Origin of the sequence: Corynebacterium jeddahense (assembly GCF_028609865.1) — a bacterium.
Taxonomy (GTDB): domain Bacteria; phylum Actinomycetota; class Actinomycetes; order Mycobacteriales; family Mycobacteriaceae; genus Corynebacterium; species Corynebacterium jeddahense.
Map to the genome: position 1 here is coordinate 853,398 of NZ_CP063194.1, position 16,413 is coordinate 869,810.

Here is a 16,413-nt window from a genome sequence, read left to right on the forward strand (position 1 = left end):
CTCTATGCTTGTCAAACATGGCTCGTACCCGGATGACAGGTTCCCAACGTCGTGATCAGCTGATCGGCGTTGGTCGCGCGGCGTTCGCGGAACGCGGTTTCGACGGGATTTCGATGGAGGAGATCGCGTCGCGCGCCGGGGTGTCCAAACCTGTCGTGTACGAGCATTTCGGGGGCAAGGAGGGGCTCTACCTCGCTGTCGTCGAGCGGGAGATGGCGGCGCTGGAGGCCACGATCACGGCGTCGATCCAGGATGGGCGGTGGCGCGAGCGCATTGAAAACGGTGCGGTGGCGCTGCTGACGTACGTGGAGGAAAACACCGACGGATTTGTCATTCTCGTCCACGGCCAGCTGCCGGGGGAGGTGGGGACGTACTCCACTATCCTGAACCGGGTCACCGCCGAGGTGTCGCACCTTCTGGCGCAGGCGTTCGCGCACCGTGGATTAGACGAGTCGATGGCGGGGTTGTACGGTCAGGCGCTCGTCGGCACGGTGTCGAATACGGCGCTGTGGTGGCTGGATGAGCGCTCGCCGGACAAGCACACCGTGGCCGCCCACATTTCCAACCTGTGCTGGAACGGTCTGTGCGGCATGGAGGCGCAGCCGAAGCTTCAAGGCATGAACACGAACGACCAGAAAGTATCGAATGACTGACGCCACCCCGCCGGTTCTCGGCGGGCTTCTCACCACCGCCCTGACGGATCCGAAGCTCAAGGGCCTGGTCACCCACGTCGGCGACGAGCACCTGCACATCACGGGCATCGACCAATCCCGGTCGTGGGCCGCGGGTGCCATCGCCCGCGAGACCCCGTTGCTCTTGGTCACGGCCACCGGCCACGAGGCGGAGGATCTGACCGCCGAGCTCAAGGCCATTCTGGGCGAGGAGAAGGTTGCCCACTTCCCGGCCTACGAAACGCTGCCGCACGAGCGCCTCTCGCCAGCCGCCGACATTGTGGGCCGCCGCTCGAAGGTGCTGTGGGAGATGCCGCAGGTCATTGTCGCCGCCGCCCGCGCGGTGTGCCAGCCGGTGCTTCCCGCGGTCGAACCGATCCGCGTCGCGCTTGAGGCGGAGTACGACTTCGAGGAGCTCACCCGTGAGCTCACCTACTTCGCCTACAAGCACGTGGACATGGTTGCGGCGCGCGGCGAGTTCGCCACCCGCGGCGGCATCATCGACGTGTTTCCCACCACCGCGCTCAACCCCGTGCGCATCGAGTTCTGGGGCGACGAAGTCACCGACATCCGCACCTTCGCGGTTGCGGACCAGCGCACCGTCGACGAGGTCACCTCGGTCGAGCTCCACCCCGCGCGCCAACTGCTTATCGACGACTCCGTGGCCACCAAAGCCGACGAACTCGCCCGCAAATACCCCTCCAACCCCACCCTGTCCAACCTTTTGGCGCGCGTGAGCGAGAAGGTGCCCGCGGACGGAATGGAGGCGCTTATCCCCGCATTGATCGACGCCACGTTCTCCGTGCTGCCCGAGCTCATGCCGGCCGGCTCGATCGTGCTCGTGACGAACCCGGAGAAAGTGAAGGCCCGCATCGCGGACTTGGAGGCCACCGACCAGGAGTTCCTCGAGGCCGGGTGGGAGGCCGCCGCCATGGGCGCCGAGGGCCCGCTGGCGGTGGAGGGCCTCGACGTCTCCGCCTCGTCCTACCGTTCCTACGAGTCGCTGGAGATCTCCGCGCGCAAGGCGGGCAACGCCTGGTGGACGTTTGCGCCGCCCGGCATGTTCGGCGCCGACGACACACTGACGCTGCCGCTGGAATTCGAGGCCGCTCCCGCGCCGAAGGGTGACCCGAAACAGATCGAGCAGCTCTACGCCACGCTGAAACTGCACCTGCAAAACCACGGCCGCGCCGCGTTCGTCGCCCCGGCGAAGGGCACCGTGGAGCGCATGGCGGAGAGGCTGCGCGAGCGCGGCGTGTCCGCGCGTGTGGCCACGCCTGGGCTCGAACCTGTCGAGGGAGCGGTCACCCTCTACCAGGCGCTGTCCCACGCCGGCCTCGTCTTCGGCGGGCCGAACCTGGTGGTGGTCACCGAAACCGACGTCACAGGCAACCGCGTGGGAGACATCGCTGGCGCCAAGCGCCGCGCCCCGCGCCGCCGCAACCGGGTCGATCCGTTGGCCCTGCAGCCGGGGGATTTCGTGGTGCACGACACCCACGGCATCGGCAAGTTCGTGAAAATGGCGGAGCGCACCATCAAGGCCGGCGACGAGGACTCGCGCCGCGAATACATCGTGCTCGAGTACCAGCCGGCCAAGCGTGGCCAACCCGGGGACCAGCTCTGGGTGCCCATGGAGTCGCTCGATTTGCTGAGTAAGTACACGGGCGGCGAGCAGCCGTCGCTAAGCAAGATGGGCGGCTCGGACTGGAAAACCACCAAGCGCAAGGCGCGCGCGGCGGTGCGCGAAATCGCGGGCGAGCTTGTGGAACTCTACGCCAAGCGTCAGGCGGCGCCCGGCCACGCGTTCGCGCCCGACACCCCGTGGCAGCACGAGATGGAGGACGCGTTCCCGTACGTGGAAACCGAGGACCAGCTCAACGCCATCGAGGCTGTGAAGGAGGACATGGAAAAGCCGGTGCCCATGGACCGCGTCATCGTCGGCGACGTGGGCTTCGGCAAAACTGAGGTTGCCGTGCGCGCCGCGTTCAAGGCGGTGCAGGACGGCACCCAGGTCGCGGTGCTCGTGCCCACGACGCTGCTCGCCCAGCAGCACTACTCGACGTTCACGCAGCGCATGGACGGTTTCGGAGTGAACATCGCGGAGCTGTCGCGTTTCACCACCGCCGCCGATTCCAAAAAGATCCTCGCCGGGCTTGCCGACGGCTCCGTCGATATCGTCATCGGCACCCACCGCCTCCTGCAGACCGGCGTGCAATGGAAGAACCTCGGCCTGATCATCGTGGACGAGGAGCAGCGCTTCGGCGTGGAGCACAAGGAGCACATCAAGGCGCTGAAATCCCACGTGGACGTGCTCACCATGACGGCGACCCCGATCCCGCGCACCCTGGAGATGTCACTCACCGGCATCCGCGAGATGACCTCGATCACCACCGCGCCGGAGGACCGCCACCCGGTGCTCACCTACGTGGGCCCGCAGGAAGACAAGCAGGTCGCCGCTGCAATCCGCCGCGAACTGCTTCGCGACGGCCAGGTCTTCTACATCCACAACAAAGTCTCCGACATCGAAAAAGTAGCCCGTAACCTGCGCGAACTGGTGCCCGAGGCGCGCGTTGTGGTCGCGCACGGCCAGATGAGCGAGCAGGTACTCGAGCAGACCGTGCAGGGGTTCTGGGACCGCGAATACGACGTGATGGTGTGCACCACCATCGTGGAAACCGGCCTGGACATTGCTAACGCCAACACCCTGATCGTGGAGAACGCCCAGAACATGGGCCTGTCCCAGCTTCACCAGCTGCGCGGGCGCGTGGGCCGCTCCCGCGAGCGCGCCTACGCTTACTTCCTGTACCCCAAGGACAAGGTGCTCACGGAAACGTCCTACGACCGCCTGGCCACCATCGCCCAGAACAACGACCTGGGCGCCGGCATCGCCGTGGCGCAGAAGGACCTGGAAATGCGCGGCGCCGGCAACGTTTTGGGTGCCGAGCAGTCCGGCCACATCGCCGGCGTGGGCTTCGACATGTACGTCCGACTGGTCTCGGAGGCGGTGGAAACCTTCAAGGGCCTCATGAGCGGCGAGCTCATCGACGCCACCGACAAGGGGCCGAAGGAAATCCGCGTCGACCTGCCCGTGGACGCCCACATCCCCGAGGCATACATCAACTCCGAGCGCCTCCGCCTGGAGGTGTACCGCAAGCTCGCCGAAGCGCGTGACGACGACCACCTACGCGCCGCCGCCGACGAAATGGTCGACCGCTTCGGCCCGCTCCCCGTCGAGGTGGAGCACCTCATGGCGGTGGCCCGACTTCGCAACCAGGCCCGCGCGGTGGGGGTCGCCGACATCCTCACTCAGGGAACCCGCATCAAGTTGCACCCGGTGGAGCTGCCGGACTCGAAGCAGGTGCGTCTGAAGCGGCTGTACGCGGGGGCGAACTACCGCGCCGCAGCGAAGACTGTGCAGCTGCCGATGCCGCGCGAGGGGGGTGCGCAGCGGGCACTGAACGCACCGAACCTCCGCGACATGGAGCTGCTCCAGTGGGTCGCCGACGTGCTCACCGACCTGTTGGATGCCCCCAAGATCTCCGTCGCCGGCTCCACTGCGGCCGAGGAGAAACCGAAAAAGGTCTTCTCTGTCAGTGAGTAGTCGGGCGGTTTAGAAAACGCTCGGCAGGATGAGCACCATCGCGGTACTCCACGTGAGGTGCACGGCGATGGGGGAGTAGAGCCGGCCGGTGCGAGCTGCCTCGTCATAGGTCACCGCTCCGAGTACGGCGGCGGCGAAGACGAGTAGTGGCACGCCCATGGAGATGGTGACCAGGGCGTATATCACCGTCGACCACACGCCCGCCTGCATGACCGATTGACCGTGTGCGCGCAGTTGGCGTGGCACGACGTCGCGGTAGACAAGCTCTTCGCCAATACCGTTGATGACCAGGACTAAGAGGGTGAGCGCGTAGCCGCCCTTGGACGGGGTGTCCAGGAGCTGGCTGGCGGGTTCTGAGAGTACCGGGATGTGCTGTACGACCAGCGCGCCGAGGATGAATACTCCGGCAAGGAGAGCACCAACTAGGGAGCCACGCAGAAGTTCGGCCGCCTTGCCGGGTCCGGCGAACGCGCGCCGGTTGCCCCATGCCCACCAGGCAGCGGCATAGACGATTGCAGTGAATACCGTCGCCGCGTAGAACCCCGCGGTGCCGTCACCGGCGCGTCGGGACGTATACAGCCCGAGCGCGCCGAGCACGCAGGGTACAAGGAACAGCCATTGTCGCGTCATGGGGCCTACGGTAATGGACATGGAGAATCAGAGGACGGCCCTGGTGACTGGGGCGGCCGGGTACGTTGGCGGGCTCGTCGTCAAGCAGTTGCTCGAGGAAGGCTGGCGCGTAAAGGTGCTGGCGCGAAGCGAGAAGAAGGCGGAGCGCAAGCCATTCGGCGATGATGTGGAGATCTTCGAGGGCGACGCCACCGAGCGTGCGGACGTGGCTGACGCGCTCCAAGACGTCGATTGCGCGTGGTACCTACTGCACTCCATGGACGACGGTGCAGGCTTCGCCGAGCAGGAAGCGGACATGGCGCGCTAGTTCGGTGAGGAAGCGAGAAAGGCAGGTGTGGGGCGCATCGTCTACCTCGACGGCCTGCACCCCGAGGGCGAGGAGATGAGCGAGCACCACGCCTCCCGCGTCCGTGTCGGCGAGATCCTGCTCGCATCAGGCGTGCCGACGGCCGTGCTGCAGGCGGGCGTCGTCATCGGCGACGGTTCCCTGTCATTTAGGCTGCTGCGCCACGTCACCGAGCGCGTGCCAGCGTTCATCGCGCCGGATTGGATCACGAATTCCATCACCCCCATCGCGGCCCGCGACATTGCCCACTACCTCGTGCGCGCAGCCGACTTGCCACCAGAGGTCAACCGCACATTCGATGTGGGCGGGCCGGATTCGATGCCGTACGTGGACATGATGCAGCGATACGCGGACGCGATGGGGCTTCGCCGCCGCCCCTACGTCACCGCGCCGATTTTCACCCGCAAGCTCGCAGCGTGGGGCCTGGGCCAGCTCACGCCGCTGGATTACCAGCAGATTCTGCCGATTTTCGAATCCGTTAGCGTGGACACCGTGGTCAAGGAGCGTGACCTAGAGGAATTGGTGGGTGCGCCCGAGGGCGGCAACATGCGGTTCGAGGATGCGGTGCGCGCCGCGGCGAAGGACACCGACCCCGCTTGGTACGGATCGGTGGCGACCCCGCTTCACCTGGCGGCAATCGCCGCTGGCGTGGTGAGCGGGAAGCCGCTCACCCAGGTGCCCCTCAACCTTGCGACGGCCGTCCTCGCAACCGTGGCGGCCGCCAACGAGAAGAAACGTGGCGAATCCCCGGTGCCCGCGCTCGCCGTTGCTGCGTCGAATGCGGTGCTGAGCGTGGGGGGTCCGGAAGTCGTCGTCACGCATTGTGCGCGCGGGCTACGCAGCCACCGTCGCGGAGCTCGTGCGGCGGTTCCTGCGTTAGCGGATCGAGAAGATGATCATTTCGGTGTCGTCCGGCACGCCGCGGTAGCGAGCGTCATCGCCCGGGAAGTTGTTGTCCAGGGCGGTGAGGTAGCGACCGTCTGCCAGCTGGATAATCGTTTCGACGCTGAGCAGCGGGAACGAAAATGGATCTCCGATGCCGTATGCGCGAGCGTCCGACACCATGCCGATCTTGCCGGGGTTCGGGATTGAGAGGAGGTCGATCATGAGCGACTTCTGCAGGATGGAACCCGGTGCCGCGTTTTTGAAGTTTGTCACTTCGAAAATCTTCTTCAGCTTTGCGTTCGTGCCCAAGAAGTCGTCGCGCTCGAGAACGAGCAGGCGGCCGTCTTCAGTCAGGAAGGCATCGCCGATGAGTGCATCATCCTGTTCTGCGGTGTAGTTCCACGTTGCGCCCGTGTACGCGCCCGTGGTGGTATCGAACTGGGAGATCACGCGGGTCTTCTTGTCCGCGGCATCGTTGAGGTAGCCCTCGAAGATCGGGTAGAGATAGCGGCCGTCGAACGCCATCGCCTCAAATCCCTTCGAGTTGCGTAAGTTGGGCTCTTCAGCGGCGCCAAGGGTCGGATTCGAGGGGCTCTTCACACCTGGGTACGGGTACGGAGCATCAAGCAGTGTTCCGTTGGAGTCGACGTGCAGGATGTAGGGACCAAACTCCTCGCCGATCCAGAACGAGCCATCGGCGTCTTGAACAAACGACTCCAGATCAAAATCTGCGCCGGTGAGGAGACGGTCCTTCGTGTCTTCGTTCACAATGTCCCAGCCAATGAGGTTGTTGCGGTCGTTAATGGAGATGTAGCGCAACACCTCCACGCCACCGGCATCACCGGGCTGTTTGGCGTTCTCTGCGGTTTCCCAGTCCGGCTTCACCTGGTAAATGCGCAGCATGAAATCAGAGGAATTCGCCTTCGCACCGAAACCGTTGTCGGGGAGCCCGTAGAACGTCCCGTCGCCGATCTCGATCATGCCGGAGAAACCAGGGATGACCTGCCCGTTATACGGCGGGTTCTGCCCGTTTTTCGCGGTGGTGTCCTTGCCGGAGGTAGGGCCCTCAGCCAGATAGAGAGCGCTCAGCTTCGCCCTCGCCTCAAGCTGTGGACCCTTCAGGGCAGAAGACGTGGTCGTCGGTTCGACGGGTGTGGTCGTGCCGGTAACTGGCGCAGTAGAGGTGGGCGATGCGGTAGTGGGAGCTGCTGTTGTGGCGGTGGATGATACGACAGTGGCTGAAGACGTAGCGGACACGGAGGTCGTGGTCTCGGCAGACGCGATGCCTGTGCGAGACGTAGAGCTGCCTGCACCGGCCGCGGCACCGATTGCGCCGCCGATGAGCCCGCCAGCGACGAAGATCCCGACGGCTGCGGCCAGAATCTGCTCGAGGTTCAAATTTCGGATAAGAGATTGGAGCGTGGGAGGAAGCTGAATGCGCATGGAAAACCCCAAGGTGATGGTAGGAGCAAGGTGTATGTGCGGGCGCTCAGGAATTACTTATGTCCCGCACAGCTAGGTTAAGGGGTCGAAGCTCGCTTCGCAGTGCAAGCTTCTGCAGCCCGTTCGGCGGTTCCTGCGCTAGCGGATTTCTGGGAGAGCCGGGGGCGACACTACACTTGCCCGCGGAGCCCCTATAGCCCAATTGGCAGAGGCAGCGGACTTAAAATCCGCCCAGTGTCGGTTCGAGTCCGACTGGGGGCACAAGTCGGGGACAGAAAGTTCCGCGTGGGAGGGGTGGGTCTGGCCTTTCGTTCCAATGCCGGAAACGTCGGTCTCTACCTGGGGTTTTTCCATTGTCACCAAGGGTTCGCCGGCTTAGGTTCTTGTGTGTCCGGAAACGCTGGGCACCGACATCCCGTGAAGGCACAGACATGCATCATTTCCCGCGAAAGCGTTGCGTTACTTCACGCCTACAGTGGCTGCCGAGCAAGAGCTCGAATGGCACATCAACCGTTGTCACCGCTCCAATGCGGCCCACGTCGAATCCTGATCGGCCCCTTGACCGTCGCCAGGTCAACCGTCTGATCGCCCTGCGTGATAACGACGATGCCGCGATCCACCAGCTCACCCGCGGCCGCGCGCACGGGGTCCATCAGGTCGCGCCAGTCGTCGCCGCCGTGCTCGCGCGCCACCTCGGAGGGGCAAATCGAAGAAGCTTCAGCGCGAGCAGCAAGCTTATCGACGATCGCGCGCCGGAAATCCGGCCCCTCAGCCACGCGCGGACGCTTTTCGCAGCCCGAGCGCGGCCTTGATCATCGGCACTTGGAGTGGCAGCCGCGCAATGGCGCCGAGGCGCAGCGGCCAGGACTTGTCGCGCCACTGCCAGGCCATGTAAAAGTTTGCGGGCCACACGCCGAGCAGTAGCGCGGCAGAGAACAGGCCCCCGAGCTTGCGGGTCTTGGGCACCGCAATCAGTGACGCGGCGGCGAGCTCGGCGACTCCCGATACCTCGGTATAGGTGCGTGCCTTGCCGGGCAGCTGCGGGGGAACAATGGAATCGAACGGCTCGGGTTTGAGGAAGTGGAGGGCTCCCGCACCGCCGAAAAGGGGGATGAGGAATTTCTGCAGTGGCGTCATGGTTACTTCAGTCCTTCGACGTAGTCTTTGGCAATGGTTTTCGGTTCCGCTCGTTCCTCACCGACGTTGCGCATGTTCATCGCTACGAGATCCTCCGTGGTCAGCTTTGCGTCGATGCGGTTGATCACGTCGATGGCGCCGTCCGGAAGCTCACCCGAGCGGTAGACGGGCAGGACGTTTTGCGGCGGGATGAGGTGCTTCGGGTCATCGAGGATCACCAGGTCTGCGGGCTCGCCGTTGTCCAGCAGCGCGGGCGAGGTGGTGAAGATGTTAGCCGCGTCAGCCTTGCCCTGTGTCAGTGCGGCGACGGTGAGCGGGCCGCCGCCGTCGGAGATCGGGTTGACGGAGATCTTTGCGGCGTCGATACCGTATGCGCTGGTAAGCCCCTTCGGGCCGTATGGGCGTTCCGCGAACTCGGGCGGGGCGGCGACGGTGATCATCTTGAGCTTGTCCAAGTCGCCGATGGTGGTCAGGCCGTACTCGTCGGCGGTGGCGCGGGTGACGCGGTAAGCGTCTTTCGATTCGGCCGGACTGAACTCGCCGGCGGCCAAATCCGCGGGCAGCACGCTGGCGAGCGTGTCGCGGACCTGCTTTTCGTCCGCGCCTTCCGGCAGCTCACCGAAGAACTGGGTGAGGTTGCCGGAGTACTCCGGCACGATGGTGATCGAGCCGTCCTGGAGTGCGGAAAGGTACACCTCGCGCGACCCGATGCCGGACTTCACCTTGACCTCGAAGCCTTCCTCACGCAGCGCCTCAGCCCAGATCTGGCCAATGATTTCAGACTCGGGGAAGTTCGCGGTGCCGATCACCACCGTTTGCGCGGCAGCCTCAGAATCTGTGCTGGCGGAGTCGAGCGGGTCATCGTTGGAGCACGAGACGAGGGTGAGTGTGGCAAATGCGACCAACCCGGCCGCGAGGGGTTTAGTATGCATGCGCGCCCATGTTAGTCCGTGGAATGGACTTTCGGCCGGGCCCAGCGCTGCAGGGCGGCGAGGCACAGGTCCACGACCAGCGCCAGGGCGGTCACGGCGAGGGCTCCGGCGACCATGCGGGAATAGTCTTGGACCGCGAGGCCGTCGATAAGCAGCCGCCCGAGGCCGCCGAGCCCGATGTACGCGACCACGGTGGCCGTGGCCAGCACTTGGACCACGCAGGAGCGCAAGCCTCCGACCATGACCGGGGCGCCGAGCGGGAGTTCCACGCGGGTGAGGATCTGCCGCTCGGAGTAGCCGGCGGCGCGTGCGGAATGGATGACCTCGGGGTCGACGGACTCGAAGCCCGCCACAATGCCGGTCACCAGGGGAGCCGCAGCAAGCAAGACAAGCGCGATGGTGGCCGGAACGAGGGGCACGCGCACGCCCATGGGCAGTGCCACGGCGAGGAACGTGATCATGCCGAGCGCCGGAAGCGCGCGGAGGGCGCCCGCCACGCTCAAGACGGCGGAGGCCCCGCGGCGGGTGTGGCCCACCCACACGCCGACGGGGACGGCAATGAGCGCGGTCACCGCGACCGCGAGCGCGGTGTAGCCGAGGTGCTCCGCTGCGCGCGCGGCGAGACCGGAGGAGCCGCGCCAGTGAGTGGGGTCGAACAGGTAGTGAAACGCCTCAAGGAGGTACTGCATTCATCGGCCCCCTGACCGTGTCCACGGCGTAGCGGCATGGCCGAGCGCCACGATGAGAAGATCCACCACCACGGCGAGCAGCACGGTGCCGACAAGGCCCGCGAGGATCTCGGTGGTAAAGGAGCGCTGGAACCCTTCCGTGAACAGGGTGCCCAACGACTGCACGCCGATCAGCGCACCGACGGAGACCAGGCTGATCGTGGACGCCGCCACCACGCGCAGCCCGGAGATGAGCCCGGGCGTGGCGAGTGGCAGCTCGACCGCGAGCACGCGCCGGGCCGGGGCGTAACCTGCAGCCGTGGCGGATTGGCGCACGTCCGCAGGCACGGCGTCGAAGGCGTCCGCGGCGGAGCGCACCATGAGCGCGATGCCGTAGAGCGTCATGGCCGCAACGACGTTGAGCGGGGAGAGGATCGACGTGCCCAGCACCAGCGGCATGAGGATGAACATGGCGAGCGACGGGACGACGTAAATCAAGCTGGTGAGCACCACCAGCACCTCGCGGGCGGGGCCGGATTTGTGCGCGAGCCACCCAAGCGGCACCGCGACGAGAAACGCCAGCAGGATCGCCGGGGCGGAAATCGCCAGATGGTCCAGGGCCAGCGACCCGATGCGCCCGCTGTTGGCGCTCAACCAACCCCAGTTCATTTCAGGACACCTTTGACGGTGCCGGAGGCGTCGATAAGCAGACGGCTCCCGTCGCGCTCGACGACGGAGAGCTCACGCGAGGCCGCGCCTGTGAAGTCGCGCACCGTCTCGTTGGCTGGGTGGGAGACGATTTGCGCAGGTGTCGCGGCCTGCTCGATGCGTGCCTGTGGCCCGAGGACGACGACCTGGTCGCCGATAATGAAGGCCTCGTCAATGTCGTGGGTGACCATGAGCACCGTGGTGCCCAAGCGCCCGCGCAGCGACAGCACTTCCTCCTGCAGTTTGCGGCGCACCACGGGGTCGACGGCGCCGAAGGGCTCGTCCATCATCAAAATGTCGGGGCGGTTGACCAGGCCGCGCGCCACGCCGACGCGCTGCGCCTGGCCGCCGGACAGCTCGGCGGGGTAGCGCTTCGCCAGCGAGGGGTCGAGGTTGACCAGCTCCAACATCTCCATCGCGCGCTCGCGCGCCTCCCGCTTGCTCGCCCCAGCCAGCCGCGCGATGTCCGCCACATTATCGACGGCCGACCGGTGCGGCATCAGGCCAGAATGCTGCATCACGTAGCCGATGGAACGGCGCAGCTGCACCGGGTCCTCATCGGCGACGTTGCGGCCCCGCACCATTACCTCGCCGGAAGTTGGTTCCACCATCCGGTTCACCATGCGCAAAAGCGTCGTCTTCCCGCAACCGGAGGGGCCGACGAAGACGGTAGCGCTGCCTTCATCCACCCGGTATGAAAAGTCGACGACGGCCGCGGCGTCGGTGCCCGGGTACTGCTTTTGTACGTGGCAAAACTCGATCACAGCGCACCCGCTACCTGCTGGGCGACAAAGGTGGATCCCGCACGCGACGGGTGCAGCGCCATGTTGTAACTGTCCGTGGTGGTGTCAATGAGGCCAGCCACCCAGCGTTGCGAGTCGGGCGCGCAGGTAGTGTGCCCGGCAGACATCGCCTTGATGTCGATGAATGCGGCACCGATCTGGGACGCGGCGCGGCGCTGGTTGTCCTGGTTCAGGGACTCCAACCGTTGAACAGGGGGTACCGGGATACCAAGCGGCAAGTTCGGCACCACGTTGAGCAGGCACACCCGTTGGGCGCCGGCGGCCTCCGTCACCGACAACATCCCGACCATGACGATCCTCGCTCCGGGCGCCGCCGCGCGGATCTTTCCCGCGGCCTCACGCAGGTTCCGCAGGTAGGCGTCCTGGATGGCGGCTGTGTCGTAGCCCGCGGTGAGGTTGACCGCCGGGCCGCGCCAGAAATCGTTGAACCCAACTGAGATCACTACCGACCGGGTGGCGTGGGTGAGGGACCCAGCGCGCACGGCGTCGTCGATACGCGGGAGTAATTCGGCCGAGGTGTGGCCGGTGCAGGACCAGTCGGCGACCTGCCTGCCCGTCGCGGCCTGCAGCTGCCGCGGCCAGTTGTCGGGCCCCTGCAGGCACCCGCGCTGGTGCGGGTACGACTCGAAGATCCGCTCCGGTGCGCCCAATATGCTCGACAGGCTCGAAGCGCCCGTAGATTGCAGCGCGGTTGCCCGGTACTGGTCCGGGTTCGCGGCAAACGAGTCGCCGAAGACCACCACGTTCGCCGCGGCGGGCTGCGCGGCGGCGGGCGCGGGAGAGAGGACTAGCGCGGCGGCGGTGAGGACAGCGACGGCTTTGCGCAAGAGGGAAGTCACAAGGGCTCACCCTACCTGCGGTCCCGACACGCCCTTGATGTCCTCGTAAGCGGCAAGGGCGACCTTGCGGGATTCCTTGACGTCCACCATGGGTTCCGGGTAGCCGGGGAGCAGCGCTGCCGGCCGCCACTTGGTCACGTACTTACCCAAGGGGTCGAACTTTTCTTGCTGCGTGATGGGGTTGAAAATGCGGAAGTAGGGTGCGGCGTCGTCGCCGGAGCCCGCGACCCACTGCCAGTTGAACGGGTTGGACGCGACGTCGGCGTCCACGAGCGTGTCCCAGAACCATTCCTCGCCGTGGCGCCAGTGGATGCCCAGGTTCTTCGTCAGCCAGGATCCCACCACCATGCGCACCCGGTTGTGCATCGTCCCGGTGAGCCACAGCTCCCGCATGCCCGCGTCGACCAGGGGGATGCCGGTCTCCCCACGCTGCCAAGCGGCGAGTTGCCCGAGGTGCTCTGCGGTGCCGTCCATCTCGGGCCTCGCGAAGGCGTACGGGTGCGCCATCGGGTCGGCGTGCTCGCTCCACGCCCAGTCGAACGCGTCGAACTGGCTGCGCACGTTGTGCAGGTGTAAATCCGGCAGGTGGTAGAAGCGGTGCCAGGCGAAGTCGCGCCAAACCAGCTGGCGCAGAAACGCGTACGCATCCGCTGCTGCGGCTGGGTGCGCCTCAGCTAGCGCCACCGTCTCGGCCCACACGTAGCCGGGGGAGAGCTCGCCGAAACGCAGGTGCGCCGACAGCCCGGAGGTCGCGCCCGGGGTCAGGTCGTTGTTGGAGTAGTGGGCGCCGTCCGCCAACCCGTCCAAAAAGGCGTGGAAGCGGTCGAGCGCAGCCAGTTCGCCGGGGGTGTTGTGTTCTGCGAGTGTGTCTGCCCAGGCAGGGTACGTGGGGACGTCGATACGCGATTGCCCCTCGAGTGCCGGCGCGGGCAGCACCGACGGCGGGTGGGCGGCGAGGTGTGCTTGCACGGCCTTATAAAACGGGGTGAACACGCGGTACGGCATGCCGGAGCCCGTGCGCATCTCCCACGGCTCCGTCAGCAGGAAGCCCGGGAAGGACCGCGCGCCGCACGCGTCCTTGACCGCCGCGTCGATCTCGGTGGAGTGGTAACGGCGGTTCCACACCACCTCCGCACCAAGCTCGCTGGCCATCTTCGGGATAATCTCCCGCGGGTCGCCTGCCGCGCGCGTAAGCGGGACCCTTTCGCTGAGTTCCGCGATGGAGTGGTCGCGCCACCACGTTGCCGCACGTCCCAGCGGCCTCGATGTGGTCTCGTCCACCACCACGCCGACCACGTCGCCGCGCTCGGCGGCCCAGGTCAGTGCCGGGTTATCCGTAAGACGCAGGTCGTCGCGGAACCAGACGAGGGTGGTGGGCATGTCGAGCCTTTCAGTACAGTCGGGTCCATGACTGAATCCCGCATGAACGTCGAGTCGTTCAACCTCGACCACACCAAGGTAGCCGCACCCTTCATCCGCCTCGCCGACAGGAAGGAACTGCCCGCGGGCGACGTGCTGGTGAAATACGACATCCGCTTCAAGCAGCCGAACGAGGACCACCTCGAGATGAAGACGGTGCACTCGCTGGAGCACATGTTCGCCGAGCACGCCCGCAACCACGCGGACAACGTCATCGACTTCGGCCCGATGGGCTGCCAGACCGGCTTCTACCTCATGCTCGCCGGCGACCCGTCGGAGGAGGAGGTGGCGGAGCTCGTCGAGCAGACGCTCACCGACATCACGAACGCCAGCGAGGTCCCGGCGGCCAACGAGAAACAGTGCGGCTGGGGCGCGAACCACGACCTCGACGCCGCGAAGCAGGCCGCGCAGGAGTTCCTGGACAAGCGCGACGAGTGGGGCACCGTGTTCAAATAATCGCCGCTACGCAACCCGCAGCGTGAGTGGCGCGGTGCGCAGGCGGTACGTCCCCGGCGCCGCGTCGAGCACGGCGAGCAGCTCGTGCGCGAGCGCCGCCGGGGCGGGCACGACGGCGTGGGCGGGGCCCAGCTCGGGGTACGTCGCGCCTGGGTCGAGCAGCAGCCACGCCTCGCCGCGAACGAGCGCGAACGCGCGCCCCTTGAGTAGCCGGTAGCGCGCCGCGCGCAGGAGGTCGCGCGCCGCCTGCGCATCCACCGCCACCAGCGCCGTCTCGCCGTCCGCATCCACGTCGAGTCGGCCCGCGAGCATCGCGCGTATCGACGACCCTTCGGCCCCCGCCGCCGCGTCCAGCCGCTCGCGCAGCCCCGGGCGGGCCGACAACGGAGCGCGGCGGGGGTCCGTGAGCCCGAGGGGCACGTGCTCGCCGAGCAGCCCCGCGAACTTGACAGGGTCCCAGCGCAGCATCCGCTCGTAGTCGTCCCCGTTGAGCCCGGCGGCGTAGGTGAAGCGGGTGAGGCCCGTGGGGGCGTCGAGAAGCCCGAGCACCGGGTCGGTGACGCACACGAACCCGGTGAGGGAACCGGGGCCGCTCGCGACGGCGACGTGGTGGCCCGGGGCCAGCCCCATGCCGGCGAGCCTGGCGAGCTGGTCCGCGGGCCACTGTGGCGGCAGGCCAGCGGCGACCGGGACGCGCAGCGTGAGCTCGGTCTGCGTTCCCGCCGTCGGCTGCGAGGACGCGACCTCGGACACCCCGAACGTGCAGTACAGGATGTGGGGGAGTGGCTCGTCGACGAAGTACGCGTGCACCTCGAGGCCACGGTAGTTGTACGTGTAGGCGTCCGCCCCGGCGGTGGCGCGGGCGAGGTGCCCGCGCACGGCGTCGCCCTGTGTGAGCGGCCCGCGGCGCATCCGGTCGAAGACTCCCATGGTCGCCGATTCTAGGATTGGGAACCTTTTTGCGTGGCGTGACGTTGTAGACGGTGACATGGGACCCGAGTTCAACATCGGACCCGCAGAAGACTCGAAAGGATTTGTGCGTCTTGAGAAGCACTAACCCAGTACTCCGTAACCTCCCCGGCGCGGTGGCGGACGGCGGCTACGACGGCCAGCCTGCCGCCGGATACGCCCCGGAGGTCCGCCAAGACCGCCCCATGACGGTGGACGACGTGGTGAGCAAGACCGGCATCACCCTCGCCGTCATCATCGCGGTCGCGCTGCTCAACTTCTTCCTCTACGCCTACGTCGACCCGGCCCTCGGGGCGGGGCTGACGTTCGTCGGCATCATCGGTTCCTTCATCACCACCCTCGTCCACGCGTTCCGCCGGGAGTTCGGCTCACCGGCGGTCACGCTGATCTACGCCGTGTTCGAGGGCCTGTTCCTCGGCGGGTTCTCGCTCGTCGTCTCCGGCTGGTTCTCCCTCGGCGGCGCGGACGCGGGCGAGATGATTTTCCAGGCCATCCTGGGCACGGTCGGCGTGTTTGTCGGCATGCTCTTCGTCTACCGCCGCGGCGCGATCCGCGTCACCCCGCGGCTGAACCGGGCGATCACCGGCGCTGTCTTCGGCGTCGCCATCATGGCGATCGGCAACTGGCTGCTCGCCATCTTCGGCGGGGTGAGCCCGCTGCGCGACGGCGGCACCATCTCGATCATCTTCGGCGTGTTCTGTGTCATCCTCGCGGCGATGTCGTTCCTCCAGGACTTCGACCTCGCTGACAAGCTTGTTCGCACCGGCGCGCCGGAGCGCGAGGCATGGGGCGTCGCCCTCGGCCTCGCCGTCACCCTCGTGTGGCTCTACACGGAGATCCTGCGCCTGCTGTCCTACTTCGCCGACGAGCGGTAGCAGCAATACGGCAAAGCCCCGCCCGCGCGAT

Annotated in this window: 16 protein-coding genes and 1 tRNA gene; 6 read left to right on the plus strand and 11 right to left on the minus strand. The window is 66.5% G+C overall.

Features of this window, described 5'->3' with window-relative positions; all coding sequences use genetic code 11:
- Positions 1 to 17 precede the first annotated feature (17 nt).
- Positions 18 to 653 (plus strand): TetR/AcrR family transcriptional regulator, encoded by a 636-nt coding sequence (locus CJEDD_RS04175; RefSeq protein WP_042407493.1) that lies wholly within the window; start codon positions 18 to 20, stop codon positions 651 to 653.
- Positions 646 to 4,272 carry a transcription-repair coupling factor gene (gene mfd, locus CJEDD_RS04180; protein ID WP_042407496.1) on the plus strand — a complete coding sequence of 1,209 codons (3,627 nt, stop codon included), beginning with the start codon at positions 646 to 648 and terminating at the stop codon, positions 4,270 to 4,272. Before CJEDD_RS04175 ends, mfd begins: the two co-directional genes overlap by 8 nt.
- Before the next feature lie 9 nt (positions 4,273 to 4,281).
- On the opposite strand, the gene CJEDD_RS04185 is transcribed toward mfd, so the two are convergent.
- Positions 4,282 to 4,902 carry a CPBP family intramembrane glutamic endopeptidase gene (locus CJEDD_RS04185; protein ID WP_042407498.1) on the minus strand — a complete coding sequence of 207 codons (621 nt, stop codon included), beginning with the start codon at positions 4,900 to 4,902 and terminating at the stop codon, positions 4,282 to 4,284.
- Positions 4,903 to 4,921: 19 nt separating this feature from the next.
- Between CJEDD_RS04185 and CJEDD_RS04190 the strand changes: the two genes are divergently transcribed.
- Positions 4,922 to 5,209, plus strand: a complete 288-nt coding sequence (locus CJEDD_RS04190; protein ID WP_232297715.1) for an SDR family NAD(P)-dependent oxidoreductase — start codon at positions 4,922 to 4,924, stop codon at positions 5,207 to 5,209.
- A gap of 915 nt (positions 5,210 to 6,124) precedes the next feature.
- On the opposite strand, the gene CJEDD_RS04195 is transcribed toward CJEDD_RS04190, so the two are convergent.
- Positions 6,125 to 7,531, minus strand: a complete 1,407-nt coding sequence (locus CJEDD_RS04195) for an esterase-like activity of phytase family protein (RefSeq protein WP_232297716.1) — start codon at positions 7,529 to 7,531, stop codon at positions 6,125 to 6,127.
- Between the two features lie 232 nt (positions 7,532 to 7,763).
- On the opposite strand from CJEDD_RS04195, the gene CJEDD_RS04200 reads away from it, so the two are divergent.
- Positions 7,764 to 7,837, plus strand: a tRNA-Leu gene (locus CJEDD_RS04200).
- 245 nt (positions 7,838 to 8,082) lie between these two features.
- Here CJEDD_RS04200 and CJEDD_RS04205 read toward each other — a convergent pair.
- From CJEDD_RS04205 to CJEDD_RS04240, 8 genes are read right to left on the minus strand one after another with little or no spacing between them, the layout of a single operon-like run.
- A complete protein-coding gene (locus CJEDD_RS04205; RefSeq protein ID WP_052333805.1) occupies positions 8,083 to 8,352 on the minus strand; it encodes a DUF3253 domain-containing protein in 270 nt (89 codons plus the stop codon).
- The gene (locus CJEDD_RS04210) at positions 8,345 to 8,713 is read right to left on the minus strand and encodes a DoxX family protein (RefSeq protein ID WP_042407501.1); all 369 of its coding nucleotides are present in this window, start codon (positions 8,711 to 8,713) and stop codon (positions 8,345 to 8,347) included. The genes CJEDD_RS04205 and CJEDD_RS04210 overlap by 8 nt, the downstream gene beginning before the upstream one ends.
- Before the next feature lie 2 nt (positions 8,714 to 8,715).
- Positions 8,716 to 9,645 (minus strand): ABC transporter substrate-binding protein, encoded by a 930-nt coding sequence (locus tag CJEDD_RS04215; protein ID WP_042407505.1) that lies wholly within the window; start codon positions 9,643 to 9,645, stop codon positions 8,716 to 8,718.
- An 11-nt stretch (positions 9,646 to 9,656) separates the two neighbouring features.
- Positions 9,657 to 10,334, minus strand: coding sequence for an ABC transporter permease (locus tag CJEDD_RS04220; protein ID WP_042407507.1), 678 nt, complete (start codon positions 10,332 to 10,334; stop codon positions 9,657 to 9,659).
- On the minus strand, positions 10,335 to 10,982 hold the full coding sequence (locus CJEDD_RS04225) for an ABC transporter permease (RefSeq protein WP_042407512.1): 648 nt from the start codon (positions 10,980 to 10,982) through the stop codon (positions 10,335 to 10,337).
- Positions 10,979 to 11,785, minus strand: coding sequence for an ABC transporter ATP-binding protein (locus CJEDD_RS04230; RefSeq protein ID WP_042407514.1), 807 nt, complete (start codon positions 11,783 to 11,785; stop codon positions 10,979 to 10,981). Before CJEDD_RS04230 ends, CJEDD_RS04225 begins: the two co-directional genes overlap by 4 nt.
- Positions 11,782 to 12,663 (minus strand): GDSL-type esterase/lipase family protein, encoded by an 882-nt coding sequence (locus CJEDD_RS04235; protein WP_042407517.1) that lies wholly within the window; start codon positions 12,661 to 12,663, stop codon positions 11,782 to 11,784. The genes CJEDD_RS04230 and CJEDD_RS04235 overlap by 4 nt, the downstream gene beginning before the upstream one ends.
- A 6-nt stretch (positions 12,664 to 12,669) precedes the next feature.
- Positions 12,670 to 14,043: a cryptochrome/photolyase family protein gene (locus tag CJEDD_RS04240; protein ID WP_273657638.1), complete on the minus strand. Its 1,374-nt coding sequence runs from the start codon at positions 14,041 to 14,043 to the stop codon at positions 12,670 to 12,672.
- A gap of 27 nt (positions 14,044 to 14,070) precedes the next feature.
- Between CJEDD_RS04240 and CJEDD_RS04245 the strand changes: the two genes are divergently transcribed.
- Complete coding sequence (locus CJEDD_RS04245) at positions 14,071 to 14,538, plus strand: S-ribosylhomocysteine lyase (protein ID WP_042407831.1); 468 nt, start codon at positions 14,071 to 14,073, stop codon at positions 14,536 to 14,538.
- A gap of 6 nt (positions 14,539 to 14,544) precedes the next feature.
- Here the strand turns inward: CJEDD_RS04245 and CJEDD_RS04250 are convergent, their stop codons facing one another.
- Positions 14,545 to 15,468 (minus strand): suppressor of fused domain protein, encoded by a 924-nt coding sequence (locus CJEDD_RS04250; protein WP_042407827.1) that lies wholly within the window; start codon positions 15,466 to 15,468, stop codon positions 14,545 to 14,547.
- A 113-nt stretch (positions 15,469 to 15,581) separates the two neighbouring features.
- Between CJEDD_RS04250 and CJEDD_RS04255 the strand changes: the two genes are divergently transcribed.
- Complete coding sequence (locus tag CJEDD_RS04255) at positions 15,582 to 16,382, plus strand: Bax inhibitor-1/YccA family protein (RefSeq protein WP_042407825.1); 801 nt, start codon at positions 15,582 to 15,584, stop codon at positions 16,380 to 16,382.
- Positions 16,383 to 16,413: the final 31 nt, after the last annotated feature.